Genomic DNA, 25,101 nt, shown 5'->3' on the forward strand with positions numbered 1-25,101 from the left:
CGGAGGCCGCGGCGCGGGCCCGGTCCAGCTCGGCGGCGGCCGCGGCGTAGGCGCGCTCGAACTCCGCCGAACGCCGGTAGCCGCCCCGTACGGCCAGCGCCGCGTCGAGCCTGCGCCGGGCGTCGAGCGCCGCCTGGAGGTTGAAGACGACGGTCCCGCGGCCGGTGAAACCGGTCCCGCCGTTGTCCACGATCACGGTGGAGTAGCCGCGCGAGGTCGGCCAGTTGACGGCGAAGGCCACCGCCCGGTCCGGGACGTCGAACCGCCAGCGGCCGGGTGAGCCCCCGGCGTACAGCGGCCACTCCCGCACGACCTGCAGGGTCGCCGGGTCGAGCAGCGCGTCGCTGTCGGAGCCGCCGCTGCCGTGCATGACCTTCTTGACGGCCTCGCCGGTCAGTTCGGTGCCCTTGCCGGCGGCGTCGTAGAACTTCAGGACGACGGCGTCGTCATCGGTGCGGGTGAACACGACGACCCCCACGACGAGGAGGAGCAGGACGGCGAGGAGCGAGCGCGGCCAGAACCGCCGCGCGCCCGCGATCGCGCGGCGCAGGGGTCCCGGTCGCGGGTCTCCGCCCGCGTGCCGCGGGAGCCCGGGGCGTGCGTGTCCGCCCGCGCGACGGCGGTGCCGGGGCGCGCGGGAGGTCTCCTCGGCCTGCTCCTGACGGGCGGCGGAATGTGGGGAGCGGTGTTCGCGCATGCACTTCTGTCTCGGGGTCGGCGGTTCCGGATGCATGCTATGCGCCGCCGGCGGGAGGGAGCTCCCGTGTGATCACGGTGCGGGGAGAGGACGCCGCCGGGTGCGTCCGGGGACCCACGGCGGAGCCGTACGGAATGAGCGGGCAGCCATGTGATCGACTATTTATATATATGATATGTAAAAATTATTTGAATATGTTATGATTGGAAAGATAACTGTGTTTTGTATTTAGCATGGTCGTTCCCATCGTTGAGAGAGGAACGACGGTTCATGTACGAAGCACAGCCGAGCCAGACCGCGATCATGGCGGCGGCGGCCCGCGCGGCCCACCTCGTGGTGGACCGGGAGCCCTTCATCTTCCGCGACACCGCGGCCGCGTCCCTGCTCGGCCCGCTCGCTGAGGAGATCATCGGCTACCACCGGGCGTACGGTGACCACCTCATCCTGGCGGGCACCCGCGCCCAGGTGACGGCGCGCAGCCACTACACCGAACGCCGTCTGGCCGAGCTGGCCGGCGGCGGCCTGGAGCAGTACGTGGTGCTCGGCGCCGGCCTCGACACCTTCGCCCACCGCTCCGGAGCGGCGGGCCGGGTCAAGGTCTTCGAGGTGGACCACCCCGCCACGCAGCAGTGGAAGCAGGGGCTGTTCTCGGCCGCGGGGATCGACCGCCCGGAGGGAACGTTCGTGCCGGTGGACTTCGAGACCGGCGATCCGGCGACCGGTCTGGTCTCCGCCGGCTTCGACCCGTCCAGGCCGGCCCTGGTGAGCTGGCTGGGGGTGTCCATGTACCTCACCCGGGACGCGATCGAGGCCACCCTGGCCGCCGTCGGCCGCTTCGCCCCCGGCACGGAGCTGGTCATGGAGTACGCCCTGCCCCCGGACCTGCGCGACGAGCGGGGCGGCGCCTACGCGGACTTCGCCCTCCCCGCCGCCGCCGAGCGCGGCGAGCCCTGGCTGTCGTTCTTCGCCCCCGACGAGCTCTCGGCCGTACTGGACCGGCACGGTCTCGCGACGGCCGAGCACCTACGGCAGGCCGACAGCGTCGACCCCGCGCTCTGGCGCCGCTCCGACGCCCTGCGTCCCGCCGACCTGTGCCGCCTGGTCCGGGCGACCCGACGTCCTGCGGAAGAGAACCCGCGGATGCGGTGATCGGTTGACGGGCGCTCGCATCCTGCTCGACGGCCGTGGAGACCGCCGGCGCCTGCCGATGATCTCCGCCTAAAAGGTCAGCATCCCGGCTCGCGTGCCGAACCTGGATGAGGAACTGCGCCGCGGGCAGGACGCGGAGACCGCAGGCGGGGGCCGGCGCGGTCGCCTCCGCGGAGCCGCGGCCGGACGCGGCGCACGGGAAAGCGGTGAAGGTGAGGGGGAGTCGTTGCTGACGTTGCTCTTCGCGCTGTCGGCGGTGGTGGCCTGCGCGATCGCGGTGGTCGGGTGGCGGCGGCGGCACGTGACCCCCGCGGTCGGCGCGCTGGCGGTCGTGGCGGCGGGCATCGCGGTCTGGTCGGTGATGAGCTGCTTCGGGTACGTGACCGGCGGCTCCGCGGCGTCCGTGCTGCGGGCGGCCGCCGGCTTCCTCGCGGTGTGCGTCGTCGTGGCGGGCTTCTACTGCCTGTCGCTGGCCGCGGTGGACCGCACCTGGCGGTTGCCCCGCCGCCTGGCCCTGTGGCTGGCGATCGAGCCCTTCCTCGTGCTGGCCGCCGTCCTCAGCGATCCGTGGCACCAGTCGTTCCTGGTGGTCCTGGACCCGGCCCGGCCGTACCACGAGCTCCGGCTGGGGCCGCTGTTCTGGGCGCACACCGCCTACAGCTACGTCCTGCTCACCGCCGCGACGGCGCGTCTGGTCCGGGCGTGGCAGTGGGGGCCGCGCGCCCAGCGCCCGCTGTACGGCGTCACCGTGCTCAGCACGGTCCCCTCGACCGCCGCCAACGTCATCAGCCTGCTGGGATTCGTGGGCCCGGTGGACGTGACCCCGGTCGGCTTCTGCCTCACCACCGTCCTGGTCTACTGGGCCCTGGCGCACCGCTCGCTGCACGAGCTGGTGACGGTGGAGCGCACCCACGTCTACGAGATGATCAGCGACGTGGTCATGACGCTCGACTCCTCCGGCCGCGCCCTGGACCTCAACCCGGCGGCCGAGCGGCTGGTCCGCCGTCTCGCCCCCGACCTGCCCGCGCAGCTGGCCGGGCTGCCGGTCCTCGACCTCCTGCACGACGTGCCGCTCGTCGATCGGGGGCGGGACGCCTCCGGTGCGGCGGCCGGCGGGGGGACGGCGGCGGACCGTCCGTCCGCGACGGCGGCCGCGGGGACGGCGGCGGCGACGGAGACGTCCCCCCCGCGGGCAGGCCGCAGGATCCCTCTTCCCGGCCGGCCGGACGGAGGCGAACTACACGATGACCGACGCGCAGGGCCGTACGGTGGACCTGGACGTCCGCGTCAGCGCCCTGCGCGGCGGCCGGGACGAACCGGTGGGCTGGGTGCTCGTGGGCCGGGACGTGACCGCCCTCAACGCCCAGCGCCGGGCCCTGCACGAGGCCAACGACCGGTTGCGCGAGCAGGTCACCACCATCGAGGCGCTCCGGGCCGACCTGGCCGAGCAGGCCGTACGCGACACCCTCACCGGGCTGTACAACCGGCGCTACCTGATGGAGGCCCTGTCCCACCGGATGCGCCTGGCCGCGGCCGACGGCGCCCCGCTGAGCGTGGCCCTGCTGGACATCGACCACTTCAAGCAGATCAACGACCGGTACGGCCACGGCGTCGGCGACCAGGTGCTGACCTGGTTCGCCGACCTGGTGGGATCGCGCATCCGCGTCGACGACGTGGTGGCCCGCTACGGCGGTGAGGAGTTCGTGGTGCTGCTGGCGGGGGTCACCGGTGAGCAGGCGCTGGAGCGCATGGAGGAGATCCGGGAACAGGTGGCGGCCGGGCGCCTGTCGGCCGGCGGGCACCTGCTGGCGGTGACCTTCAGCGCGGGGGTGGCGGCGTTCACCGGGCGGCAGGAGCCGCAGGAGCTGCTGCACGCGGCCGACGAGGCGCTGTACGCCGCCAAGCGGCAGGGCCGCAACCGGGTGCTGCCGGCTCCGGCCCGGCCGGAGGAGCGGGAGCCGGGTTCCGGTACGGCCGCGGCCTGAGCCCGCCGCCCCCCGCCCCGGGGCTCCGCGCGGAAGGCCCGCGGCGGGCGGGGTCAGTGGACCTGCTCGCCGCCCACGAAGGTCATGGCCGCCTTCGTGCGCCAGATGTCCTCCTGCGGCCCGGCGAACGGGTCGCGGTCCAGCACCACGAGGTCGGCGCGGTTGCCGGCCGCGATCGTGCCCGCGTCGTCGTCGTGGTTGATCCACGCCGACCCGGCCGTGTACGCGGTCAGTGCGGTGGCCAGGTCGAGCGCCTGACCCGGCAGGAACGGCGTCTGCGCCGTCGGGTAGTCCGCGTGCACCGAGCCGCCCGGTTCGGTGCGGTTGACCGCCACGTGCATGCCCTGGAGCGGGTCGGCGTTGGAGACCGGCCAGTCGCTGCCCGCGCAGAACCGGGTGCCCGCGCGCAGCAGGTCGGCGAAGGGGTACTGCCACGACGAGCGCTCCTCGCCCAGGAACGGGATGGTCAGCTCGTCCATCTGGGCGTGGTGGGTGGCCCACAGCGGCTGCAGGTTGGCCGTGACGCCCAGCCGGGCGAAGCGCGGCACGTCGGCCGGGGTGACGATCTGCAGGTGCGCGATGTGGTGGCGGTTGACCGGGTCGGTGCCCTCCAGGGCGTCCAGCGCCTCGCGCACGGCCCGCTCGCCGATCGCGTGGAAGTGCACCTGGAAGCCGTGCCGGTCCAGTTCGGCGACGTACCCCTTCAGCGCCTCGGGATCGACGTAGGACAGGCCCGTCCCGCCGCAGCGGCAGTAGGGCTCGATCACCGCGGCGGTGAAGTTCTCGGTGATGCCGTCCTGCATGATCTTCACCGAGCCGGCCCGGAACGTCTCCAGGCCCTCGGCGGCCTTGCGGCGCTCCAGCAGCTCGTCGATCTGCTCGGCGCCGCGCGCCCGGTCCCACCACAGCGCGCCGGTCACGCGGGCCTTCAGCCTCCCGGAGGACGCGGCGGAGACGTAGGTGGGCAGCTGGTCGTCCGAACCGGCGTAGGAGCCGACGATGGCGTCCTGCCAGCCGGTGATCCCCAGGGAGAACAGGTGGGACTGGGCGTCCAGCAGCGCCTCCAGCAGGTCCCGCTCGGTCGGGCGCGGGGTGAGCAGCCCCACCAGGTCCATCGCGCCCTCGTGCAGCACGCCGCTCGGCGTGCCGTCGGCGTCGCGCTCGATCCGGCCGTCGGCGGGGTCGGGGGTGTCGCGGGTGATCCCGGCGATCTCCAGGGCCCGGCTGTTCACCCAGGCGGCGTGGTGGTCGCGCTGGATCAGGTAGACGGGCCGGTCGAGGAAGTCGAGCTGCGAGCGGTGCGGGAGGCCGCCGGGGAAGGCCGACATGTCCCAGCCGCCGCCGTCGATCCACTCGCGGTCCGGATGGGCGGCGGCGTAGCCGGCGATCCTCTCCAGGTACTGCGGCAGCCCGTACACCTCCGACAGGTCGCACCTGGCCCGCTCCAGCCCGGCCTGGACCGGGTGCATGTGGGCGTCGGTGATCCCCGGGACCAGCAGGCCGCCGCCCAGGTCGACGCTCTCGCAGCGGGGGGCGGCCAGCCGCGCCAGCTCGGTCTCCGCGCCGACGGCGGCGATCCGCCCGTCGCGGACCAGTACGGCCTCGGCGAAGGAGCCGGCGGCCAGGAAGGCGCGCCCGCCCCGGAAGAGCAGGTCCGTCATGCGTTGATCCTCTCTGGATCTGCGGTCGTCGTGTCAGCGGTCGTGTCTGCGGTCGTCGTGTCTGCGGTCGTCGTGTCAGCGGCCGGTGATGGAGTCGGCCAGCCGGGCCAGCACGGAGGTGCGGCCGAGCCCGGCCCGCTCCCGGGCGTCGGCCCGGCGGTACAGGTCGTACATGGCGTGCACCCCGATCCAGCGCAGCGGTTCGATCTCCCAGCTTCGCACCCTGCGGTCCACCCACGGCAGGGAGACCAGCTCGCTCTCCTCGCGCAGGACCAGATCCCGCAGGGTACGGCCGGCGAGGTTGGCCGCGGTCACCCCGTGGCCGGTGTAACCGCCCGCCCAGCCGATCCCGGTGGCGTGGTCCACGTGCACGGTCGCGCACCAGTCGCGCGGCACGCCCAGCACCCCCGACCAGGCGTGCGCCACGCGCGAGGCCCGCACCGCGGGGAACATCTGCGTCAGCAGCTCCCACAGGGCCTCGACCGTCCAGGCGTGCGTGCGCCCCCGGTCGTCCACCCGCGAGCCGTACAGGTACGGCTTGCCGCGCCCGCCGAACGCGATCCGCCCGTCGGCGGTCCGCTGCGCGTACATGTAGTAGTGGGCCAGGTCGCCGAGGAGCTCGCAGCCCTCCCAGCCGATCTCGTCCCAGAGCCCGCCCAGCGGCTCGGTGACGATCATCGAGCTGTTCATCGGCAACCAGGCCCGGTGGTACTGCCGCAACCCGGCGGTGAACCCCTCGGTGGCCCGGATGACGTAGTCCGCGCGGACCGTCCCGTACGGCGTGCGCGCCGTGCGCGGCGCGATCCCGGTGACCGGGGTGCGCTCGAAGACCTGCACTCCGAGTCCCCGCACGGTCTCGGCCAGCCCCCGGACCAGCCTGGCCGGCTGGACCCTGGCGCAGTGCGGGCTCCAGACCGCGCCGACCGCCCCGCTGACCCGCAGGCGGCGCTCCCGCTCGTCCGGCTCCAGCGTCCGCAGGTCCTCTTCGGTCCAGCCCCAGTAGCGCGCGTGGGCGACCAGTTCGTGCAGGCGCCGCTCCTGGGCGGCGTTGGTGGCGACGGTGGTGACGCCGCCCTTGACGACGTCGGCGTCGATCCGCTCGTCCCTGGTCACGGCGACGACCTCGTCGACCGTCTCGAACATCACCCGCTGGAAGCGCCGGGCCGCGTCGTCGCCGTGCGTGCGGGCGTAGCGCTCGGGGGTCCCGGCCAGCTCGCCGACCAGCCAGCCGCCGTTGCGCCCGGAGGCGCCGTACCCGGCGAACTCCTTCTCCAGCACGACGACGCGCAGGGCCGGGTCGGCCTTCTTCAGGTAGTACGCGGTCCACAGTCCGGTGTAACCGCGCCGACGATCACCACGTCGGCGTCGCGGTCGCCCTCGAGAGGAGTCCGCGCCTCGGGAACGCCGAGGGAGCGGAACCAGAAAGAGACGTCACCATTGACGAAGTCATCCGAAAGAGGGACAGGCGTGCTCATGTCCCCACATCCTGCTATATCCGTCAGTCAGGCCGTGCGTTCCGACGGAAACCGTTGCGCAACCGCGTCATGAGTGATCTTTGTCGACGTAACGGCCGCCTCACTCGCACGTAGCAGCGCTGTAACAGGACTCCGCCAGACTCCGTGTCAGACGGAGGGAGCGTTCCGATGGGGTTCTTGCGGATTCGTACGACGGTGGACGAGCGACCGGGACGGCTGGCGTCGCTGGCCGCCGCGCTCGCGGAGAAGGGCGGCAACATCCTCGGCCTGAGCGTCCACCCCGACGCCGACGGCACGGTGGACGAGTTCGTCGCCGAGATCCCCGCGTCCCCCGAGGCCGTGCGGGAGGCGCTGGAGGCGGCCGGCGGGCGCCGGGTCCAGGTCGTGCCCGCATCCGCCCACGAGCTGACCGACGAGCCCACCCGGGCCCTGCTGCTCGCCTCCCGGCTGCGGACCACCCCCTGGCGCCTGCCGGAGCTGCTCAAGGAACTGCTGCGCGCCGACGACGCCCGCTGGGTCTACGGTTCCGACATGAGCGACCTGCCCGACCCGACCCTGCTGACCCTGCCGGTGGCCGCCCGCCGGGCGATCCGGCTGCGCCGCGGCGACCTGCCGTTCACGCTGACCGAGGCCGCCCGCGCCGCCTCGTTCGTCCGGCTGGCCCAGCCCCCGGCCGAGGAGGCCGACCCGGCCGGTCGGTCCGTCAAGCTGGCCGACGGCACCGAGACCGAGATCCGGCCGCTCACCCCCGTCTACCGTGAGGCCGTCCGCGACCTGCACGGCCGCTGCTCGCCCGAGAGCCGCCGCTTCCGCTACTTCACCGCGATGCCCACGCTGCCCGAGCGCGTCTTCGACCGGCTCTGCGACCGCGGGCGCGGACACTCCATCGTCGCCGGACGGGACGGGCAGGTGGTCGCGCTGGCCAGCCTGATGTTCACCCCCGACCCCGGCATCGCCGAGCTGGCCTTCCTGGTCGAGGACCGCTGGCAGGGCAGGGGACTGGGCTCCGCCCTGGCCCGGATGCTCGTCACGGAGGCCCGCGACCTGGGCTTCGCCGAGGTGAAGGCGACGCTGCTCTCCGACAACGTGCGGATGCGCAGACTCCTGGTCTCGCTCGGCGCGACCCTCAACCACACCGACGACCCCGGCGTGGTGGAAGCCAGGCTGGGGATCGGCGTGATGGCGACGGCGTCCCCGAGCTGAACCCATCACCGCCTCCCCTGGTTCGAAGGGAGCTCAGGGCCCTCCGAACCAGGGGATTCACCCTTCCCCTGCCGCCTCCGCCTCGGTCTCCTCCGCCGCCCCGGCCTCCGGCGACCTCGGCCGCTCCGCCGCGGGCCGTGCCGCCGGGCCGTCCGGCGCCTGCGGGGCGTCCGGGGCATCAGGCGCCTGCGGGCGCCCAGGGAGTCCAGACGGCGCTCGATCCGCTCCAGGCTCTCCTGGATCCGGTCCAGCTTCTCGCCCAGCGACGGTCCCAGCCCGGTGAGCACCTCCTCGGCGGTGACCAGCCGGTCCCGGTGGCCCCGGCCGGCGAGCACCGCGACCACGTGGGCGCGCACCGCCTCCAGCCGGGCCCCCCGCTTGGTCAGCACCTGCGCCGCGAGCCCCTCGCCCTCGCGGATCAGGCCCAGCAGGATGTGCTCGGTGCCGATGTAGGTGTGGCGCAGGTCGAGCGCCTCCCGCAGCGACAGCTCCAGCACCTTCTTGGCGCGGGGGGTGAACGGGACGTGCCCGGGCGGCGGGGCCGAACCCTGGCCGATGATCTCCTCGATGTCGCTGCGGACCTGCTCCAGGGCGATGCCGAAGGACTGCAGCGCGCGGGCCGCGACGCCGTCCTCCTCGCTGAGCAGGCCGAGCAGGACGTGCTCGGTGCCGATGTGGTCGTGGCCGAGCCGCCGGGCCTCCTCCTGGGCCAGGACCACGACGCGGCGGGCACGGTCGGTGAAGCGCTCGAACACGGAGGGCCTCCGATTGGGGCGTCGAGTTGCTCTTGCCACCACTATGCGCCAGGTCCTCCGGTCAGCGGGAGGACATATCTCCACATATCTCCGGCGATCTCCGCGACCCTGCCCAGGGCTCCAGAAGTCGAGCCGGGTCGCGGAGCGGCTCTCCGCGGTCGCGCACGGGATGCGCCGGAGACCCGTGCCGGCCGTCCTCAGGGGGTCCAGTGCGGGTCGCGGCCCAGATAGCGCAGCAAGGCCGCGACCTCGTCGTCGCCGGGCTCGGGGGTCAGCGCGGCGGCGTAGGCGAAGCCGCGCACCGGCTCGGCGGTCTCCCGTGCCACCACCAGCAGTTCCCGCGCGAGCTGCGGGGTGAGCGGGGATGGCCGGCCGGTGGCGACCGCGATGTCCCACGCGTGCACGGCCGCGTCGAGCGCGCACGCGCCCGCGCCCAGCCAGGGCGCCATCTTGTTCGGCGGCATCGGCACGGGCACCTCGGCGGCGTCCCTGTCGGCCGCCGCCCAGGCCTTGGCCGAGCGTTCCATGGCGGCCTCCACATGAGCCAGTGGCTCGCCGGTCAGGGAGCCGGAGGGCGCGAAGGGGTTCTCCTCGGGGCCGGGTTCTCCGGTCAGGCAGGCGGCGTAGGCGATCTGGTCGCCCGCGGCGTGCTGGAGCACCTGGATGACATTCCAGTCTGCGCAGGGGGTGGGCAGTTCCCGGGCGTCGGCGGGGAGGCCGGTCACGACCGTGCGGAGGGCGTCGTGCGAGGCGTCGAGCAGAATCCAGCCGGAGTTCATCGCATGTCCTTTCGTTCCCTCTAGTATGCCGGAATGGAATGCTTTATTCCACTATCGGAATGGGGGGTAAGGGGGCGGGCAGTGAAATTCAACATTTTCATGTGAGATTGATGCCCGATCGCTATCCGGTGCCGTCCCGGCTGCCTAGGGTCGGCCGCATGACGATCCACGACTTCATCGACGCGCTCCCCAAGGCCGAGCTCCACGTCCACCTCGTCGGCTCGGCGTCGGTGCCCACGGTCCTCGAACTGTCCCGCCGCCACCCCGGCGGCGGGGTGCCGACCACCGAGGAGGAGCTGCGGGCGTTCTACCGCTTCCGCGACTTCGCCGAGTTCGCCGTCGCCTACGGCGCGGTCAACGCCCTGGTCCGCGAGCCCGAGGACGTCGCCACCCTGGTGACGGGCCTGGCCCGGGACCTGGCCGCGCAGAACGGGCGCTACGTGGAGGTGACCGTCACGCCGTACGCCCACCACGTCGTCGGGATGCCGGCCCGGGAGGTCACCGAGGCGCTGGACCTCGCCGCCCAGAGGTCCCTGGACGAGCACGGCGTCCGGGTCGGCTACATCTTCGACATCCCCGGCGAGTACGGCGCCGAGGCCGCCCGGATCACCCTGGACCACGCCCTGCAGGAACCTCCCCAGGCATTGGTAGCTTTCGGCCTGGCCGGGATCGAGCAGGAGAGGGTCCACCACCGCGACGCCTTCCGGGACGCCTTCAGCGCCGCCACGGCCGCCGGCCTGCACAGCGTGCCGCACGCGGGGGAGATGACCGGCCCCGAGACGATCTGGGAGGTCGTCGACCACCTCGGCGCCGAGCGGATCGGCCACGGCATCTCCTGCCTGGACGACCCCCGCCTCGTCGCCCGGCTGCGCGACGAGCGGATCTGGCTGGACGTCTGCCCCGTCTCCAACGTCCGCACCGGTCAGGTCGCCCGGATCGAGGACCACCCGCTCCCGCGCCTGCTGGCCGAGGGCCTGTCCGTCACGCTGGGCAGCGACGACCCGCCGATGTTCGCCACCACGCTGACGAACGAGTACCGCGTCGCCGCCGACGTCTTCGGCCTCGACCGCCCGGCCCTGGCGGCCCTCGCCCGCAACGCCGTCACCGCCTCCTACCTCGACCCCGCGGCCAAGCGCTCCCTGACCACCGAGATCGACGCCCTGCTCTGAGGGCGCCCGGCGGGACGGTCCCCGCCGCGCGTCCGGACCCGGGCTCCGGCCCCACCGGCGGACCCAGGGACTGCCGGGGCGCTGCGGACCCGACCGGCTCCGCGAGGTCGCCGGAGCCAGTCAGCCGCCGAGCGCGGACAGGACGGTCTGCAGGTCCCAGTAGGCGCGCAGCGAGACGATCCGCCCGTCGCCGCCCACCCGGTAGACGAAGACGCCGTCGTAGGCGGCGGAGGCGCCGGTGGGGGAGCGGACGGAGACCGAGGCGACGACCGCCGCCTCGTCGCCCGCCGGGTGCACCGCGGCGACCTCGAAGCGCACCTCGTTGGGGGCGACGGTGAGCTCCCAGAAGAGTTCGAGGGCGGCCGTCCCCCGCAGCCCGGTGCTGTGGGGATCCAGCGGGGAGCCGCCGACCGGGTCGTGGAGCACGGCCTCCGGCGCGTAGCAGGCGAGCCAGGCATCCCGGTCGCCGGCGCCGACCGCGTCCATCGCGGTGAGCGCGGCGACGGCCGCAGGGTGGATGGTATCCATCGGGTGCCTCCTCGGGATCCTTCTCCTTGACGCGTGTCAAGCTAGAGCTATGCTTGACACATGTCAAGCACGCGATCGCGCATCCTGGAGACCGCCCGGCGGCTCGTCGCCGAGCAGGGCCCCCGGGTCTCGATGGCCGACGTGGCCCGCGCGGCCGGGATCTCCCGGCAGGCGGTCTACCTCCACTTCGCTTCCCGGGCGAGCCTGCTCGTGGCCGTCGTGCGGGACATGGACGAACGCGACGGGATCCGCGCGCACTGCGAGAAGGCGCTGACCGCCGAGGAGCCCGTCGAGGCGTTCCGCGCCTTCCTGCGCGTCTGGCTGCGCTACGCGGCGACGATCCATCCGGTGGCCTCGGTGCTGCTGGCCTCCCGCCGTGACGACCCCGACGCCGCCGCGGCCTGGAACGACCGGATGGATGAGCTCCACGAGGGATTCCTCCTCGCCGCGCACCGGCTGGGAACCGCCGGGCGGCTGAGGCCCGGCCTGACCCCGGACGTCGCCGCCGACCTGGCGTGGGCGATGGCATCAGTCCCCGTCTGGGAGCAGCTGACGATCGACCGGGGCAGGAGCGCCGACGAAGTCGAGGAGCACCTGGTCGGCGCAGTGATCGCCGCCCTCACCGGCGACCCGCCGCTGGAGGCCGCCCGCGCGTGAACGCCACCCATGCCTGAGGGCCGTTCATGCCTGAGCGTCGCCCGGCGCTACCCGGCCTGGCACCCCCGGCGCTACCCGGCCCGTCCGTCCTCGGTCGCCCAGCCGGCGCACTCGCCCAGGTAGGCGCTCAGGTGCTCGGCCGCGAAGCGGTCGGCGTCCCAGTCCTCGGCGGACGCCGCCGACGGGTCGGCGCTGATGTAGGCCCGGCCCCGGCGTCCGTCCGTCAGCAGGACCGGCCGCAGGTCGTACAGCGGGCCCTCGTACTCGTCCAGGACGCGCCACTCGCCGGCGGTCAGGCCGGTGAGCAGCAGCCCGCGCGCCGTACCCGTCTCGGCGGGCACGAGCACCGGGTAGACGTGACCCGGCAGGCGGGCGGCCCGCCACCCGGCGACGGCGGCCGGGGCGCTTTCCGGAACCCGGCCGAGCAGCGCCCGCAGCACTTCGGGGAACATCAGCGTCCCGTAGACGAACAGCGCCCCTTCCTCCGCCGGTCCCGCGCCGTCCGGGGCCGTCCGCCGTACGGCTCCCGTGTCGTCCACGCCCACCCGCGCCTCCCCGCGTCCGCCGCCGACCGGCATCATAGGTCCCGCTCCGCGGATCGGCGGACGCCGGGACGAGGAGAAGTCGTCGGCCCGGCAGGGCGGCCTCCCGCACCACGGCGACCGGTCCGTGCGGGCGGTGACGGGCCCGTCGGAGGGCCGCGACCGTGACCGGGCTCGCTCAGGCGCCGGCGGCGCCGCGGAGCAGTGAGCGGAGGATCTCCGCCGAGTGGGTCCACAGCAGCGAGCCGCCCGCCTCGGGGATGACGTGGCGGCGGGCGGCGGGGATGCGGCGGGCCAGGGTGGCGCCGAGGTCGGGGGAGTGGACCGGGCTGGTGTCGTGCGGGCCGTACCAGAGGTCGACCGGGACGGCGATGTCCGCGGGATCGAACGGCCAGCGGCCCGAGGCCAGGACGGTGTCGCGGGCGTACCCGGCGGGTCCCCGGGAGAACGCCTCGGCCATGGCCCGGCGGTAGGCGCGCTCGAACGGCGGCTGCAGGTAGACCTCGCGGTCGACGGCGGAGGCGCCCGCGATGGCGATCTGCCACATCGTCTCGGGGTCGCCGAAACCGGCGAAGGAGGCCTCCGCGGCGGCGGGATCGCCCGCCACGGCCTCCACCATGCCCCGGACCTGGGGGATCAGCGCGTCGGCGAACCCGGGCGCGGCCAGTTCGTCGGTGCCGGAGACGATCGCCGCGGACGTGGCGAGGCCCGCCGCCGCGCACGCCAGGGCGAAGGGCGCGCCCTGCGAGTAGCCGACGACCGCCAGACCGTCCAGTCTGCGGTCCACGGCGAGGTGGCGCACGTCGTCCGCCCAGTCCTCCAGCGTCCGGCCGGGCGCGGGATCGGAGGCGCCGAGGCCGGGGCGGTCCGCCGAGACGAGGCGGACCCCGAGCTCGTCCAGGACGTCCGCGCCGAATCCCAGCCACCGGCTCGTGGCCGCTCCCGGGCAGAGCAGCACCGGTGCCCCGCCCGTCGGTCCCCATTCGGCCCAGCCCAGCGACCGGCCGCCGGGAAGCTCGGTCCGCCCCAGCCGCTCCGGCTCCGCGATGCTCACGTTCATGACGGAAATGATGCCTAAATCACCAGATAGTGCGCATCCGAATTTCCGTCCCCTCAGGGAGAGGAGATCCGGCTCAGGGAGGCGGGGATCTTCGACGCGGAGGCGCGGTCCAGCAGGAACAGGGTGCGCCGCCGGCCCCGGGCGCCGGCCGCCGGGACCTGCACCGGTCCCGAGTCGTCCGACAGCGCCAGCCGTACGGCCCCCGCCTTGTCCGCGCCCGCCGCGACCACCCACACCTCGCGCGCGCCCTGGATGACCGGCATCGTCAGCGAGATCCGGGTGGGCGGCGGCTTGGGGGAGCCGTGCACGGCGACCGCCGGCCGGGTGTCGTACAGCGCGGGCATCCCCGGGAAGAGCGACGCCACGTGGGAGTCCGGGCCCATGCCCAGCAGCAGCACGTCGAAGGAGGGCGCCGGGCCGTGGTCCTCGGGCCGGGCGGCGCGGCGCAGCTCCTCGGTGTAGGCGTCCGCCGCCTCCTCGGCGGTCATGCCGGAGTCGGGGCCGCGCATCACGTGCACGCGCGCGGGGTCGACGTCGACGTGGTCCAGCAGCGCCTTGCGGGCGCCGGTCTCGTTGCGGTCGGGGTCGCCGGAGGGCAGGAAGCGCTCGTCGCCCCACCAGACGTCCAGGTTGCGCCAGTCGACGGCGTCGCGGGCCGGGCTGGCGGCGATCTCGGCCAGGGTGGCGATGCCCACGGTGCCGCCGGTCAGGACCAGGGAGGCCGAGCCCTTGGCCGACTGCGCGTCGACCAGGCGGGTGATCACCCGGGCGGCGACGGCCTTGGCCAGCATGTCGGCGTCGCGATGGACGACGACGTTGGGAACACTCACAGCGCGCTCTCTCTGACTCGTGGAATCGGAAGACCCGCGGGGTCTCGGCGGGACCGGAAGGCCCGGAAGACCCACGGGAGCCTCGCAGGACTCGAAGGACTCGGAGGATCCGGGGCCGGAACGCCCCGGCGGGAGGGCGCCCCGCGGACCGGCCGCGGAGCGCCCCGCCGTCAGGACTTGTTCGTGCGGGCGACCCGCCGGATCGCGGCCTCGTAGACCTCGTCCGGGTCCAGGCGGCGCAGCTCCTCGGCGAGCAGCTCCGCCGTCGGACGCCGGGTCAGGGCCACCTGGCGGTCCGGCTGCCCCGGGCGCGACAGCGTCGCCAGCCGCGCGTCGGAGCGGGTGATGACGATGTCGCCCTCGACGGTGGTCAGCCTGACCGTGGTCAGGCCGGGGCCGCCGGACTCCGCCACCCGCACCGGGGCGCCCAGCCGCTCACCGAGCCAGGCGGCCAGCAGCGGGGCGCTGGAGTGGTCGGGCGAGGCCTCCACCACGCCCTTCTTGACCTTGCCCACCGGCTGGTCGAACGCGGCGGCCAGCAGGCTCCGCCACGGCGTCAGCCGGGTCCAGGCCAGGTCGGTGTCGCCCGGCACGTAGCTCCGGGCCCGGCTCGCGATCGCCCGCACCGACGGCGTCGCCGCGCGGGCGTCGACGATCCGGCGCTGGGCCAGCGCCCCGACCGGGTCCTTGGCCGGGACTTCCGGGCACTCGCCCGGCCACCAGGCGACCACCGGCGTGTCGGTGAGCAGCAGGGGGCTGACCACCGAGTCGGCGTGCCGGGTCAGCTCGCCGTACAGCCGGAGCAGTATCACCTCGCCCGGCGTGCTCTCCCCGACCCGCAGCTCGGCGTCCAGCCGGTTCGGCTCGTCGGTGCCGCGGGTGATGACGACCAGGATCCGCGAGGGGTGCTCGCGGGCGGCCTCGGTCGCGGCGCGCACCGCGTCGTACTGGCTGCCCTCGTCGCAGACCACCACCAAAGTCAGCACCATGCCGACGGCCGGGCTGCCCAGCTGGTGGCGGAGGTGGGTGAGCTGAGAGGAGATCTTCGACGCGGTGGTGCCGGTGAGCATGAAGCTCGTCATCTTTAGAGCCTCCTCCAGACGCGCCCGTCGCGGGCCATCATCTCGTCGGCCGAGGCCGGGCCCCAGCTGCCCGCCGGATAGTCCTCCGGCGGCCCCTGCGAGGCCCAGAACTCCTCGATCGGGTCGAGGATCTTCCACGACAGCTCCACCTCGCGCTGGTGCGGGAAGAGCGGCGGATCGCCGATCAGCACGTCCAGCAGCAGCCGCTCGTAGGCCTCGGGGGAGGACTCCATGAACGACTCGCCGTAGGCGAAGTCCATCGAGACGTCCCGGACCTCCATCGCGGTGCCCGGCACCTTGGAACCGAACCGCACCGTGATGCCCTCATCCGGCTGGACCCGGATGACCAGGGCGTTGTGCCCCAGGATCTCGGTGTCGTCCTTGCTGAACGGCAGGTGCGGCGCCTTCTGGAACACCACGGCGACCTCGGTCGTCCGGCGGCCCAGCCGCTTGCCGGTGCGCAGGTAGAACGGGACCCCCGCCCAGCGGCGGTTGGCGATCTCCAGCTTGATCGCGGCGTAGGTCTCGGTGATCGAGTCGGCGGGGATGCCCTCCTCCTCGATGTAGCCGACGACCGGCTCGCCGCCCTGCCAGCCCGCGGCGTACCGCCCGCGGGCGGTGGCCAGCGACAGGTCCTGCGGGAGCTGCACCGCCTTGAGCACCTTCTCCTTCTCCCGGCGCAGCGAGTCGGCGTCGAAGGACGTCGGGTCCTCCATCGCGACCAGCGCCAGCAGCTGGAGCAGGTGGTTCTGGATCACGTCGCGGGCCGCGCCGATGCCGTCGTAGTAACCCGCCCGGCCGCCGATGCCGATGTCCTCGGCCATCGTGATCTGGACGTGGTCGACGTACCCGCGGTTCCAGATCGGCTCGAACAGGTTGTTGGCGAAGCGCAGCGCCATGACGTTCTGGACGGTCTCCTTGCCCAGGTAGTGGTCGATGCGGAACACCGAGCTCTCCGGGAAGACCGCGCTGGTGATCGCGTTGAGCTCGTGGGCGCTCTTCAGGTCGTGCCCGAACGGCTTCTCGATGACCACCCGGCGCCAGGCCCCCGCGGGGCCGTGCGCCAGGTCGGTCCGCTTGAGCTGCTCGACCACGACCGGGAAGAACCTCGGCGGCACCGACAGGTAGAACCCGTAGTTGCCGCCGGTGCCCCGGGTCTCGTCGATCTCCTTGAGCATCATCGCCAGCGCGTCGAACGCGCCGTCGTCGGTGAACTCGCCGGGGCAGAAGAAGATGCCCTCCGACAGCTGCTTCCAGACCTCCTCGCGGAACGGCGTGCGCGCGTGCTGCTTGACCGCGTCGTATGTCAGCTTCGCGAAGTCCTGGTCGGCCCAGTCGCGGCGGGCGAAACCGACCAGGGAGAAGCCCGGGGGCAGCAGCCCCCGGTTCGCCAGGTCGTAGATCGCCGGGAGCAGTTTCTTGCGCGCCAGGTCGCCCGTCACGCCGAACAGGACCAGCACGCACGGCCCCGCCACGCGCGGCAGGCGCTTGTCACGGGGGTCGCGCAGCGGGTTGGCCGCCACGACCTCCTCGGTGGTGCCGGTGACCGCGGCCGCCGAGGCGGCGGCCACGGACTCCTCGGGGCTGCCCACCTGCTCCTGCTGGGTCATTCAGACCTCCCGCGCTGCCGCGAGCAGGCGCGCGACCCCGGCCGCGCGGTCGGTCAGGTGCAGCCGCACGGTCGGGCGGGCCCGGCCGGTCAGCGCGCCCTGGTCGCCCAGCGCCTGCGCCAACTGGAGCCGGCCCAGGGTGTACGGCTTGCCCGGCACCTCCAGGTCGGCCTCGACCGCCCCGGTGATCTGCAGGAACACGCCGTTCTGCGGGCCGCCCTTGTGGTACTGGCCGGTGGAGTGCAGGAACCGGGGGCCCCACCCGAAGGTGACGGGCCGATCGGTCCGCACGGCGAGCAGACCGCGCAGCGTGGCCGGGTCGGCCGCGCTCCACGCGTCGGTCATGGCCTCGAACGAGGCGCCCTCGGCCACGGGGGCGTCGAAGGCCGCCTCCCGGTCGAGGTAGGCCATGACCGCCAGGTAACCGCCGTCGTCCGGGATGTCCTGCAGCAGCCGGGTGAACACCTCCGACAGGTCCTTGGCGTCCTCCAGGCCCTCGCCGTACACCTCGACGGGGCCGTCGACCAGCGCCGGGGCGCCGGCCGGCAGCTCGCCGGCCGCCAGCAGCCGGTTGGTGTTCTCCTTGGACTCGGTCACGTTCGGCTGGTTGAACGGGTCGATGCCGAGGACCCGGCCGGCGACGGCGGTGGCGTACTCCCAGACGAGGAACTGCGCGCCCAGCGGGCCGGCGACGGTCACCGAGCCGTCGGAGTCGATCCCGGCGACCAGTTCGTCATCGGAGTCGGTCGGGTCGGCGCCGACGACCGGCAGGATGCCCTTGCCGGACTTGCCGGTGGACTCGGCGACCAGCTGCTCGATCCAGTCGGGCAGGCCGTTGATCTCCGACATGCTGTCCTCGAGGACCAGCTTGTCGCGGCCGGCCAGCGCGGCGGCGCCCAGGGCGGCGCCGAGCTCCAGGCCGGGGTTGCCCTCGGCCTGCGCGAGCAGCGGCTGCACCGCGGCGGCGTCGTCGAGCAGCTTCAGCACGTCGGCCCCGGCCAGCGCGCTGGGCACCAGGCCGAACGCCGACAGGGCGCTGTAGCGCCCGCCCACGTTGGGGTCGGCGAGGATGACCGGGTAGCCCGCCTCGATGGCGGCCTGCTCCAGCGGCGAACCCGGGTCGGTGACCACGACGATCCGCTCGGCCGGGTCGATCCCGGCGTCGCGGAAGGCCTGCTCGTAGATCCGGCGGTGGCTGTCGGTCTCGACCGTCCCGCCGCTCTTGCTGGCCACCACCACGATGGTGCGCTCCAGCCGGTCGGCCAGGGCGCGGCGGACCTGGGCCGGGTCGGTGGTGTCGAGCACCGTCAGCGGCACGTCGGCGCTGGCGCAGATGACCTCGGGGGCGAGCGAGGAGCCGCCCATGCCGGCCAGGACCACGTGGTCCAGGCCCTGCGCCCGGGCCCGCTCGACCAGGATGCCGATCTCGGGGAGCAGCTCCCGGCTGGTGAGGGGGAGGGTGAGCCAGCCCAGGCGGACGGCCGCCTCGGCCCGGGCCTCCTCGCCCCACAGGGCGGCGTCGCCCGCGGCCAGGCGCTCGTGCACCCCGTCGGCGACGAGCGCCTTGACCGTCTCGGCGGCCTGCCCGGCCAGGCGGTCCTCGTTGAACGTCACGGAGACTGCCATGGGGTTCACGCCTTCCGCAGCTCGGCGGTGACGGTGGCCAGGAGCTCGTTCCAGGAGGCCTCGAACTTCTCCACGCCCTCCTCCTCCAGCACCCGCACGACGTCGTCGTAGTCGATGCCGACGTCCTTGAGCGCGGCCATGGTGTTCCAGGCCTGCTCGTAGAAGGGGCGGACCGTGTCACCGGTGATCCGGCCGTGGTCGGCGGCGGCGTCGAGGGTCTTCTCCGGCAGGGTGTTGACCGTCCCGGCGGTGACCAGCTCGTCGACGTAGAGGGTGTCGGGGTAGCTCGGGTCCTTGGTGCCGGTGGAGGCCCACAGCGGGCGCTGGGGACGGGCCCCGGCGGCCTGCAGCGCCTGCCAGCGCGGCGAGTTCACGACCTCCTCGAAGGCGGCGAAGGCCAGGCGGGCGTTGGCGACCGCCGCCTTGCCCTTGAGCGCCTTGGCCTCGGGGGTGCCGGCCGCCTCCAGGCGCTTGTCGATCTCGGTGTCGACGCGGCTGACGAAGAAGGAGGCCACCGACTCGATGCCGGCCAGGTTCAGCCCGGCGGCCTTGGCCTGCTCCAGGCCGGTCAGCCAGGCGTCCATCACGGCGCGGTAGCGCTCCAGGGAGAAGATCAGCGTGACGTTGACGCTGATGCCCTCCGCGATGGCCTGGGTGATCGCGGGCAGGCCCTCGAGCGTCGCCGGGATCTTGATGAACAGGTTGGGCCGGTCGACCATCCACCACAGCGCGCGCGCTCGGCGATCGTCTTGTCGGTGCTCCTGGCCAGGCGCGGGTCCACCTCGATGGAGACCCGGCCGTCCACGCCGCCGGTGGCGTCGTAGACCGGGCGCAGCACGTCGGCGGCCCAGCGGATGTCGTAGGTGGTGATGGCGCGCACCGCCTCCTCCACGTCCACGCCGCGCACGGCCAGGTCGTGCAGCTGGGTGTCGTAGGCGTCGCCCTTGCTCAGCGCCGAGGCGAAGATCGTCGGGTTGGAGGTGACGCCGACCACGCCCTTGTCCCGGATGAGGGACTCCAGGTTGCCGGTGCGCAGGCGCTCGCGGCTGATGTCGTCCAGCCAGATGGAAACGCCGTGGCCGGAGAGGCTCTTCAGGATCTCGCTCATGATCAGTTTCCCGTCGTCTCGCCCTTGTCGGCCCCGGTCTTCGCGAGGCTTCCCTTCGCTGCGGCCACCACGCGCTCGGCGGTGAGACCGAACTGCTGGAAGAGGGTGCGGTAGGGGGCCGACGCGCCGAAGTGCTCCAGGCTCACCACTACCCCGTCGTCCCCGACGAACTCCCGCCAGCCCAGCGCGATGCCCGCCTCCACGGCGACGCGCGCGCGCACCGCCGGCGGCAGCACGGTCTGCCGGTAGGCGGCGTCCTGGGCGTGGAACCACTCGACGCACGGCATCGACACGACCCGCGTCGGCACGCCCTCGGCCTCCAGGACCTTGCGCGCCTCGACGGCCAGCTCGACCTCCGAGCCGGTGGCGATCAGGATCACCCGGGGCTGGCCGTCGGAGGCGTCCTGCAGGACGTAGCCGCCCTTGGCGACCTTGCAGGAGTCCGCGGTGCCCTCGTAGACCGGCAGGTTCTGCCGGGTCAGCGCCAGCGCGGCCGGGCGGTCGGTGTGCTCCAGCACGACCCGCCAGGCGGCGGCGGTCTCGTTGGCGTCCGCCGGGCGGACCACGTCCAGGCCCGGGATCGCGCGCAGCGCCCACAGGTGCTCGACCGGCTGGTGGGTCGGACCGTCCTCGCCCAGGCCGATGGAGTCGTGCGTCCACACGTAGGTGACCGGCAGCTTCATCAGGGCCGCGAGCCGTACGGCGGGGCGCATGTAGTCGCTGAAGACCAGGAACGTGCCGCCGTAGGGGCGGGTGCCGCCGTGCAGCGCGATGCCGTTGAGGATCGCGCCCATGCCGTGCTCGCGGATGCCGAAGTGCAGCGTCCGGCCGTACGGGCCGCCCGGGAAGGCCTTGGTCTGGTGCTCCTCGGGGATGAAGGACGGCTCGCCCTTCATCGTGGTGTTGTTGGACTCGGCCAGGTCGGCCGAGCCGCCCCACAGCTCGGGCAGGACCGGCGCGAGCGCGCTGAGCACCTCGCCGGAGGCCTTGCGGGTGGCCACCGAGGAGCCGGTCTCGAAGGCCGGCAGCGCCTTGTACCAGCCGTCCGGGAGCTCCTTGCGGGAGATCCGGTCGAACAGCTCGGCGCGCTCGGGGGAGGACTCCCGCCAGGCGGCGTAGGCCTCGTCCCACTCGGCGCGGGCGGCGCGGCCGCGCTGGACGACCAGCCGGGCGTGCTCCAGCACCTCGGCCGGGACGTCGAAGGACTTCTCCGGGTCCATGCCCATGATCTTCTTGGTCGCGGCGATCTCCTCGTCGCCGAGCGCCGCGCCGTGGATCTTGCCGGTGTTCTGCTTGCCGGGCGAGGGCCAGCCGATGATGGTCCGCAGCCGGATGAAGGACGGCTTGTCGGTGACGGCGCGGGCCGCCTCCAGCGCGTCGTACAGCTCCTGGACGTCCTCGACGTAGTCGCCCGTCCGGGTCCAGTCGACGGTCTGCACGTGCCAGCCGTACGCCTCGTAGCGGGCCAGGACGTCCTCGCTCAGCGCGATCTGGGTGTCGTCCTCGATCGAGATGTGGTTGCTGTCGAAGACGACGACCAGGTTGCCCAGCTTCTGGTGGCCGGCCAGGGCGCTGACCTCGTGGCTGATGCCCTCCTCGATGTCGCCCTCGGAGGCGAAGCACCAGACCGTGTGGTCGAACGGCGAGGCGCCCGGCGCGGTGTCCGGGTCGAACAGTCCGCGCTCGCGGCGGGCGGCCATCGCCATGCCGACCGCGTTGCCGATGCCCTGGCCGAGCGGGCCGGTGGTGGTCTCCACGCCCGCGGTGTGGCCGTACTCGGGGTGGCCCGGGGTCAGGCTCTCCCACTGGCGCAGCATCTCCAGGTCGTGCAGGGTGAGGCCGTAGCCCGACAGGTAGAGCTGGATGTACAGGGTCAGGCTGGAGTGGCCGCAGGACAGCACGAAGCGGTCCCGACCGGCCCAGGCCGGGTCGGAGGGGTCGTGTCGCATCACGTGCTGGAAAAGCAGATATGCGGCGGGGGCCAGGCTCATCGCGGTGCCGGGGTGGCCCGACCCCGCCTTCTCTACCGCGTCCATCGCCAGGGCCCGGACGACGTCGACCGCACGGCGGTCCAGGTCGCTCCATTCGAGGGCTGGCACGAGTTCGCTGCTCAAGTGCTCGATCTCCGGATCTAGTCGTGTTGGTGGCGCCGGTTGGCATTTCCCGCCCACAACGGACCCTAACGGTTCGACCTTGCTACCGTGGCGTAGGCCCAGCCGGAGCGCGGTCACGGGAGTCGTGAGCAGCACCGATGACCTACCCAGCGGAAGGGCTCCCATCGCGGGCCCTGCCGCGGGCTTCGCACCCCCGTGCCGGGACCGCCCCCTGCTGCAACTACAGTGAGTCCACAAGCTGGCTGGTGCCCGCATTCACGGATCCGCGTCGTCGATCACGAGGTTGAGCAGTTGACCCCGCACGTGCTGGAAGCGCCCTAGATGGTGCTGACCGACAAGCAACCGACGGCCCCGCTCCAGGAGAGCGCGGCGCCGGGCGCCGCGCCGCGCTCGTTCGGCGACGTGGTCAAGGCCTACGTCGCGCTGACCAAGCCGCGGATCATCGAGCTGCTGCTGATCACGACGCTGCCGGTGATGTTCCTGGCGGCCAAGGGCCTGCCGCCGCTGTGGACCGCCGTCAACACGCTGGTGTTCGGCACCCTCTCGGCGGGCAGCGCGAACGCGCTGAACTGCTACATCGACCGCGACATCGACGCCGCGATGCGCCGCACCCGCCGTCGGCCCCTGGCCCGCGACCAGGTGCCGCCCGGCAACGCGCTGATCTTCGGCGTCGTCCTCGGCGTCGTGTCGACCCTCGGCCTGGGGCTGACGGTGAACTGGCTGGCGGCCGGGCTCTCGCTGGCCGCGAACCTCTTCTACGTCCTCGTCTACTCGATGATCCTCAAGCGGCGCACCGCCCAGAACGTGGTGTGGGGCGGCATCGCCGGCTGCATGCCGGTGCTGATCGGCTGGGCCGGGGTCACCGGCCGCCTGGACTGGGCGCCCGTGGTGCTGTTCGGCGTGGTGTTCTTCTGGACGCCCCCGCACACCTGGACCCTGGCCATGCGCTACAAGGAGGACTACGCCGCGGCGAAGGTCCCGATGCTCCCGGTGGTCGCCACCGAGCGCCGGGTGGTGCTGGAGAGCATCGTCTACACCTGGGCGACCGTGTTCTGCTCGCTGCTGCTGTGGCCGCTGGCCGGCACCACCCCGCTCTACCCGGCGGTGGCCGCCGTGCTCGGCGCCGCCTGCCTGTGGGAGGTGCACAGCCTGCTGGGCCGGGTCAACGCCGGCAAGACCGGGGTGGACCTGCGCCCGATGCGCTTCTTCCACTGGTCCAACGCCTATCTCGCGCTGCTCTTCCTCGCCGTCGCGATCGACTCGATGCTCGTCTGAGCCGGCCGCCCCCCGGAAGGCCCCCGCCGGCGGCAGGACCGCAGGTGGACGGGCGGCCGGGGGGGACAGCCTCCGGCTGATCGGTTACCGTTGCCCCATGGCGAGCCGCGATCCCCGATGGGTGTTCAAGGACCGCCCGTCCGTCGGGCTGATCGCCGGGCTCGTCGCGACCGGGCTGTGCGCGCTGGTGTCGTTCTCCTTCGACCTGCGCGACGGCGACCCGGTGCACTTCCTCATCGCCCTGGCCCTGGCGCTGGCCCCGGTCCCGGTGCTGCTGGCGGCGGTGCTCGCGCTGGACCGGATGGAGCCCGAGCCGCGCGGCAACCTGGTCTTCGCCTTCGCCTGGGGCGCGGGCGTGGCCGTCCTGGTGGCGGGCGTGGTCAACTCCCTGAACCTGCTCTACCTGTGGCAGTCGGCGATGCTCGAGCGGACCGAGGCGCGCAACCTCGTCGCGACGTTCGGCGCCCCGGTGGTCGAGGAGACCATGAAGGGCCTGGTCCTGCTGGGCCTGCTCAGGTTCAGGCGGGCGGAGCTGGACGGGCCGACCGACGGCGTCATCTACGCGAGCATGGTCGGCCTCGGCTTCGCCATGAGCGAGAACGTCAGCTACTACGTGACCGCCCTCGGCGACGGCGGCGCGCGGGGCCTGGCGGTGACCGCCGTGCTGCGCGGGGTGCTCTCGCCGTTCGCGCACCCGCTGTTCACCTCGATGATCGGTATCGCGGTGGCCTACGCCGCCCAGCGCCACCGCCCGGGGCAGGTGAGCGTCATCGCGGCGGGCTGGGTCGGCGCGATGCTGCTGCACGGCATCTGGAACGGCTTCACGCTCTACGCCGGGCTCACCGGGCTGGCCGGCGCCTACCTGCTGCTGATGGTCGTGCTGCTGGTGCTCATCGGCGTGGTGGTCCGCGACCGCAGGCGCATCGTCGGCCTGATCCAGAACTACCTGCCCGCCTACCAGGCGACCGGGCTGGTCGCCCCGCAGGACGTCTCCATGCTCTCCTCGCTGCCAGGCCGCCGCCAGGCCCGGCACTGGGCCAGGACGAACGGCGGGCGCGCGGGGCTGCGGGCGATGACCGACTACCAGCTCGCCGCCACCGAGCTCGGCCTGCTGCACGAGCGGGCCGCGCACCGGACGATCGGCGAGCAGACCTTCAACGAGGAGCAGTACGCGCTGCTGGAGTGCATGGCCGAGGCCCGCCGCAACTTCCCGGCGGCGGCGCCGGTCCCGGCCCGGGGGCAGGCGCCCGAGGCGACCCCCTGGAGCCGCCCGCCCGGAGGGCAGGTCCCGTAGCGGTCAGCCGCTCGCGCGCAGCGCGGCGTCCAGGGTGGTCTCTCGCGGGCCGGGGAAGACCGGCTCGGAGCGCAGGACCACCGCGTCCAGGAAGCCCTTCGCCGCCGCCCCGAACTCGCGGACCGCGTAGGCGTAGGTGGTCGAGGCCCACCGCCGGGCGGAGTCGTCGCCGGCGCCGGAGGCCTCCAGGCCCGCCGCGCGGCATAGCGCGACGGCCCGGGGCAGGTGGAAGACCTGGGTGACCACGGTCAGCCGGGTGGCGCCGAACACGTCGCGGGCGCGCACGCAGGAGTCCCAGGTGTCGAAGCCCGCGTAGTCGAGGACGAGGGCCGGCCGGGCGACCCCGCGGGCGAGCAGGTAGTCGCGCATCACGGTCGGCTCGTCGTAGCCGCGGCGGCCGTTGTCGCCGGAGAGCAGCAGCGCGCGCACCCGGCCCGCCCGGTACAGCTCGGCGGCGATGTCCAGCCGCCTGGCCAGCATGGGGGAGGGGTGGCCGCCGTGC

The 25,101-nt window shown here is 73.4% G+C and carries 19 protein-coding genes and 4 pseudogenes; 8 read left to right on the plus strand and 15 right to left on the minus strand.

Features of this window, described 5'->3' with window-relative positions; translation table 11 throughout:
- Nucleotides 1–697: hypothetical protein (locus tag ACWJ6R_RS08430; protein WP_449061653.1), on the minus strand; the 697-nt coding region annotated here is incomplete at its 3' end.
- Between the two features lie 270 nt (nt 698–967).
- Here ACWJ6R_RS08430 and ACWJ6R_RS08435 point away from each other — a divergent pair.
- From ACWJ6R_RS08435 to ACWJ6R_RS08445, 3 genes and pseudogenes are all read left to right on the plus strand, one after another.
- Nucleotides 968–1,846 carry a class I SAM-dependent methyltransferase gene (locus tag ACWJ6R_RS08435; protein ID WP_449061654.1) on the plus strand — a complete coding sequence of 293 codons (879 nt, stop codon included), beginning with the start codon at nt 968–970 and terminating at the stop codon, nt 1,844–1,846.
- 301 nt (nt 1,847–2,147) lie between these two features.
- Nucleotides 2,148–2,678: pseudogene (locus ACWJ6R_RS08440) on the plus strand (histidine kinase N-terminal 7TM domain-containing protein); the annotation flags it as partial.
- Between the two features lie 412 nt (nt 2,679–3,090).
- Nucleotides 3,091–3,831: a diguanylate cyclase gene (locus tag ACWJ6R_RS08445; RefSeq protein WP_449061655.1), complete on the plus strand. Its 741-nt coding sequence runs from the start codon at nt 3,091–3,093 to the stop codon at nt 3,829–3,831.
- A gap of 53 nt (nt 3,832–3,884) precedes the next feature.
- Here the strand turns inward: ACWJ6R_RS08445 and ACWJ6R_RS08450 are convergent, their stop codons facing one another.
- Complete coding sequence (locus tag ACWJ6R_RS08450; protein WP_449061656.1) at nt 3,885–5,492, minus strand: amidohydrolase; 1,608 nt, start codon at nt 5,490–5,492, stop codon at nt 3,885–3,887.
- A gap of 75 nt (nt 5,493–5,567) precedes the next feature.
- Nucleotides 5,568–6,967, minus strand: a pseudogene (locus tag ACWJ6R_RS08455) (NAD(P)/FAD-dependent oxidoreductase).
- Nucleotides 6,968–7,135: 168 nt separating this feature from the next.
- Between ACWJ6R_RS08455 and ACWJ6R_RS08460 the strand changes: the two are divergent.
- Entirely contained in the window at nt 7,136–8,170 is a 1,035-nt protein-coding gene (locus tag ACWJ6R_RS08460) for an N-acetyltransferase family protein (RefSeq protein WP_449061657.1), read from the plus strand.
- A gap of 323 nt (nt 8,171–8,493) precedes the next feature.
- Here ACWJ6R_RS08460 and ACWJ6R_RS08465 read toward each other — a convergent pair.
- Together ACWJ6R_RS08465 and ACWJ6R_RS08470 are read right to left on the minus strand one after the other, a co-directional pair.
- Nucleotides 8,494–8,925 (minus strand): annotated as a pseudogene (locus ACWJ6R_RS08465) (Clp protease N-terminal domain-containing protein); the annotation flags it as partial.
- 197 nt (nt 8,926–9,122) lie between these two features.
- Nucleotides 9,123–9,704 carry a TIGR03086 family metal-binding protein gene (locus ACWJ6R_RS08470; protein ID WP_449061658.1) on the minus strand — a complete coding sequence of 194 codons (582 nt, stop codon included), beginning with the start codon at nt 9,702–9,704 and terminating at the stop codon, nt 9,123–9,125.
- A 158-nt stretch (nt 9,705–9,862) separates the two neighbouring features.
- Here ACWJ6R_RS08470 and add point away from each other — a divergent pair, with 158 nt between their 5' ends.
- Complete coding sequence (add, locus tag ACWJ6R_RS08475; protein WP_449061659.1) at nt 9,863–10,873, plus strand: adenosine deaminase; 1,011 nt, start codon at nt 9,863–9,865, stop codon at nt 10,871–10,873.
- A gap of 120 nt (nt 10,874–10,993) precedes the next feature.
- On the opposite strand, the gene ACWJ6R_RS08480 is transcribed toward add, so the two are convergent.
- A complete protein-coding gene (locus ACWJ6R_RS08480; protein ID WP_449061660.1) occupies nt 10,994–11,401 on the minus strand; it encodes a nuclear transport factor 2 family protein in 408 nt (135 codons plus the stop codon).
- A gap of 60 nt (nt 11,402–11,461) precedes the next feature.
- Here ACWJ6R_RS08480 and ACWJ6R_RS08485 point away from each other — a divergent pair, with 60 nt between their 5' ends.
- Nucleotides 11,462–12,058, plus strand: coding sequence for a TetR/AcrR family transcriptional regulator (locus ACWJ6R_RS08485; RefSeq protein WP_449061661.1), 597 nt, complete (start codon nt 11,462–11,464; stop codon nt 12,056–12,058).
- Between the two features lie 71 nt (nt 12,059–12,129).
- On the opposite strand, the gene ACWJ6R_RS08490 is transcribed toward ACWJ6R_RS08485, so the two are convergent.
- The 8 genes and pseudogenes from ACWJ6R_RS08490 to tkt all read right to left on the minus strand — a co-directional run bounded on the left by ACWJ6R_RS08490 (nt 12,130) and on the right by tkt (nt 21,952).
- On the minus strand, nt 12,130–12,603 hold the full coding sequence (locus ACWJ6R_RS08490) for a gamma-glutamylcyclotransferase family protein (RefSeq protein ID WP_449061662.1): 474 nt from the start codon (nt 12,601–12,603) through the stop codon (nt 12,130–12,132).
- Between the two features lie 175 nt (nt 12,604–12,778).
- Nucleotides 12,779–13,660: an alpha/beta fold hydrolase gene (locus tag ACWJ6R_RS08495; protein WP_449061663.1), complete on the minus strand. Its 882-nt coding sequence runs from the start codon at nt 13,658–13,660 to the stop codon at nt 12,779–12,781.
- Between the two features lie 53 nt (nt 13,661–13,713).
- Complete coding sequence (gene pgl / locus ACWJ6R_RS08500) at nt 13,714–14,490, minus strand: 6-phosphogluconolactonase (RefSeq protein WP_449061664.1); 777 nt, start codon at nt 14,488–14,490, stop codon at nt 13,714–13,716.
- A 170-nt stretch (nt 14,491–14,660) separates the two neighbouring features.
- Nucleotides 14,661–15,572, minus strand: a complete 912-nt coding sequence (locus tag ACWJ6R_RS08505) for a glucose-6-phosphate dehydrogenase assembly protein OpcA (RefSeq protein WP_449061665.1) — start codon at nt 15,570–15,572, stop codon at nt 14,661–14,663.
- Between the two features lie 2 nt (nt 15,573–15,574).
- Complete coding sequence (gene zwf, locus ACWJ6R_RS08510) at nt 15,575–17,182, minus strand: glucose-6-phosphate dehydrogenase (protein ID WP_449061666.1); 1,608 nt, start codon at nt 17,180–17,182, stop codon at nt 15,575–15,577.
- Complete coding sequence (locus tag ACWJ6R_RS08515; protein ID WP_449061667.1) at nt 17,183–18,808, minus strand: glucose-6-phosphate isomerase; 1,626 nt, start codon at nt 18,806–18,808, stop codon at nt 17,183–17,185.
- A 5-nt stretch (nt 18,809–18,813) separates the two neighbouring features.
- A pseudogene (gene tal / locus ACWJ6R_RS08520) lies at nt 18,814–19,916 on the minus strand (transaldolase).
- 2 nt (nt 19,917–19,918) lie between these two features.
- Nucleotides 19,919–21,952, minus strand: a complete 2,034-nt coding sequence (tkt, locus tag ACWJ6R_RS08525; RefSeq protein ID WP_449061671.1) for a transketolase — start codon at nt 21,950–21,952, stop codon at nt 19,919–19,921.
- Nucleotides 21,953–22,351: 399 nt separating this feature from the next.
- Here tkt and ACWJ6R_RS08530 point away from each other — a divergent pair, with 399 nt between their 5' ends.
- Nucleotides 22,352–23,305 carry a heme o synthase gene (locus ACWJ6R_RS08530; protein WP_449061668.1) on the plus strand — a complete coding sequence of 318 codons (954 nt, stop codon included), beginning with the start codon at nt 22,352–22,354 and terminating at the stop codon, nt 23,303–23,305.
- A gap of 97 nt (nt 23,306–23,402) precedes the next feature.
- The gene (locus ACWJ6R_RS08535; RefSeq protein WP_449061669.1) at nt 23,403–24,599 is read left to right on the plus strand and encodes a PrsW family intramembrane metalloprotease; all 1,197 of its coding nucleotides are present in this window, start codon (nt 23,403–23,405) and stop codon (nt 24,597–24,599) included.
- Nucleotides 24,600–24,602: 3 nt separating this feature from the next.
- Here the strand turns inward: ACWJ6R_RS08535 and ACWJ6R_RS08540 are convergent.
- The coding region (locus ACWJ6R_RS08540) for a SanA/YdcF family protein (RefSeq protein WP_449061670.1) at nt 24,603–25,101 on the minus strand (499 nt) is incomplete at its 5' end.

The sequence above is a fragment of the Planomonospora algeriensis genome, from assembly GCF_977012225.1.

Bases quoted from the DNA above. Each gene is read 5' to 3' on its own strand.
- ACWJ6R_RS08435 (WP_449061654.1), top strand. From the start codon at position 968: ATGTACGAAGCACAGCCGAGCCAGACCGCGATCATGGCGGCGGCGGCC.
- ACWJ6R_RS08445 (WP_449061655.1), top strand. From the start codon at position 3,091: ATGACCGACGCGCAGGGCCGTACGGTGGACCTGGACGTCCGCGTCAGC.
- ACWJ6R_RS08450 (WP_449061656.1), bottom strand. From the start codon at position 5,492: ATGACGGACCTGCTCTTCCGGGGCGGGCGCGCCTTCCTGGCCGCCGGC.
- ACWJ6R_RS08460 (WP_449061657.1), top strand. From the start codon at position 7,136: ATGGGGTTCTTGCGGATTCGTACGACGGTGGACGAGCGACCGGGACGG.
- ACWJ6R_RS08470 (WP_449061658.1), bottom strand. From the start codon at position 9,704: ATGAACTCCGGCTGGATTCTGCTCGACGCCTCGCACGACGCCCTCCGC.
- add (WP_449061659.1), top strand. From the start codon at position 9,863: ATGACGATCCACGACTTCATCGACGCGCTCCCCAAGGCCGAGCTCCAC.
- ACWJ6R_RS08480 (WP_449061660.1), bottom strand. From the start codon at position 11,401: ATGGATACCATCCACCCTGCGGCCGTCGCCGCGCTCACCGCGATGGAC.
- ACWJ6R_RS08485 (WP_449061661.1), top strand. From the start codon at position 11,462: ATGTCAAGCACGCGATCGCGCATCCTGGAGACCGCCCGGCGGCTCGTC.
- ACWJ6R_RS08495 (WP_449061663.1), bottom strand. From the start codon at position 13,660: ATGAACGTGAGCATCGCGGAGCCGGAGCGGCTGGGGCGGACCGAGCTT.
- ACWJ6R_RS08505 (WP_449061665.1), bottom strand. From the start codon at position 15,572: ATGACGAGCTTCATGCTCACCGGCACCACCGCGTCGAAGATCTCCTCT.
- zwf (WP_449061666.1), bottom strand. From the start codon at position 17,182: ATGACCCAGCAGGAGCAGGTGGGCAGCCCCGAGGAGTCCGTGGCCGCC.
- ACWJ6R_RS08515 (WP_449061667.1), bottom strand. From the start codon at position 18,808: ATGGCAGTCTCCGTGACGTTCAACGAGGACCGCCTGGCCGGGCAGGCC.
- tkt (WP_449061671.1), bottom strand. From the start codon at position 21,952: ATGGACGCGGTAGAGAAGGCGGGGTCGGGCCACCCCGGCACCGCGATG.
- ACWJ6R_RS08530 (WP_449061668.1), top strand. From the start codon at position 22,352: ATGGTGCTGACCGACAAGCAACCGACGGCCCCGCTCCAGGAGAGCGCG.
- ACWJ6R_RS08535 (WP_449061669.1), top strand. From the start codon at position 23,403: ATGGCGAGCCGCGATCCCCGATGGGTGTTCAAGGACCGCCCGTCCGTC.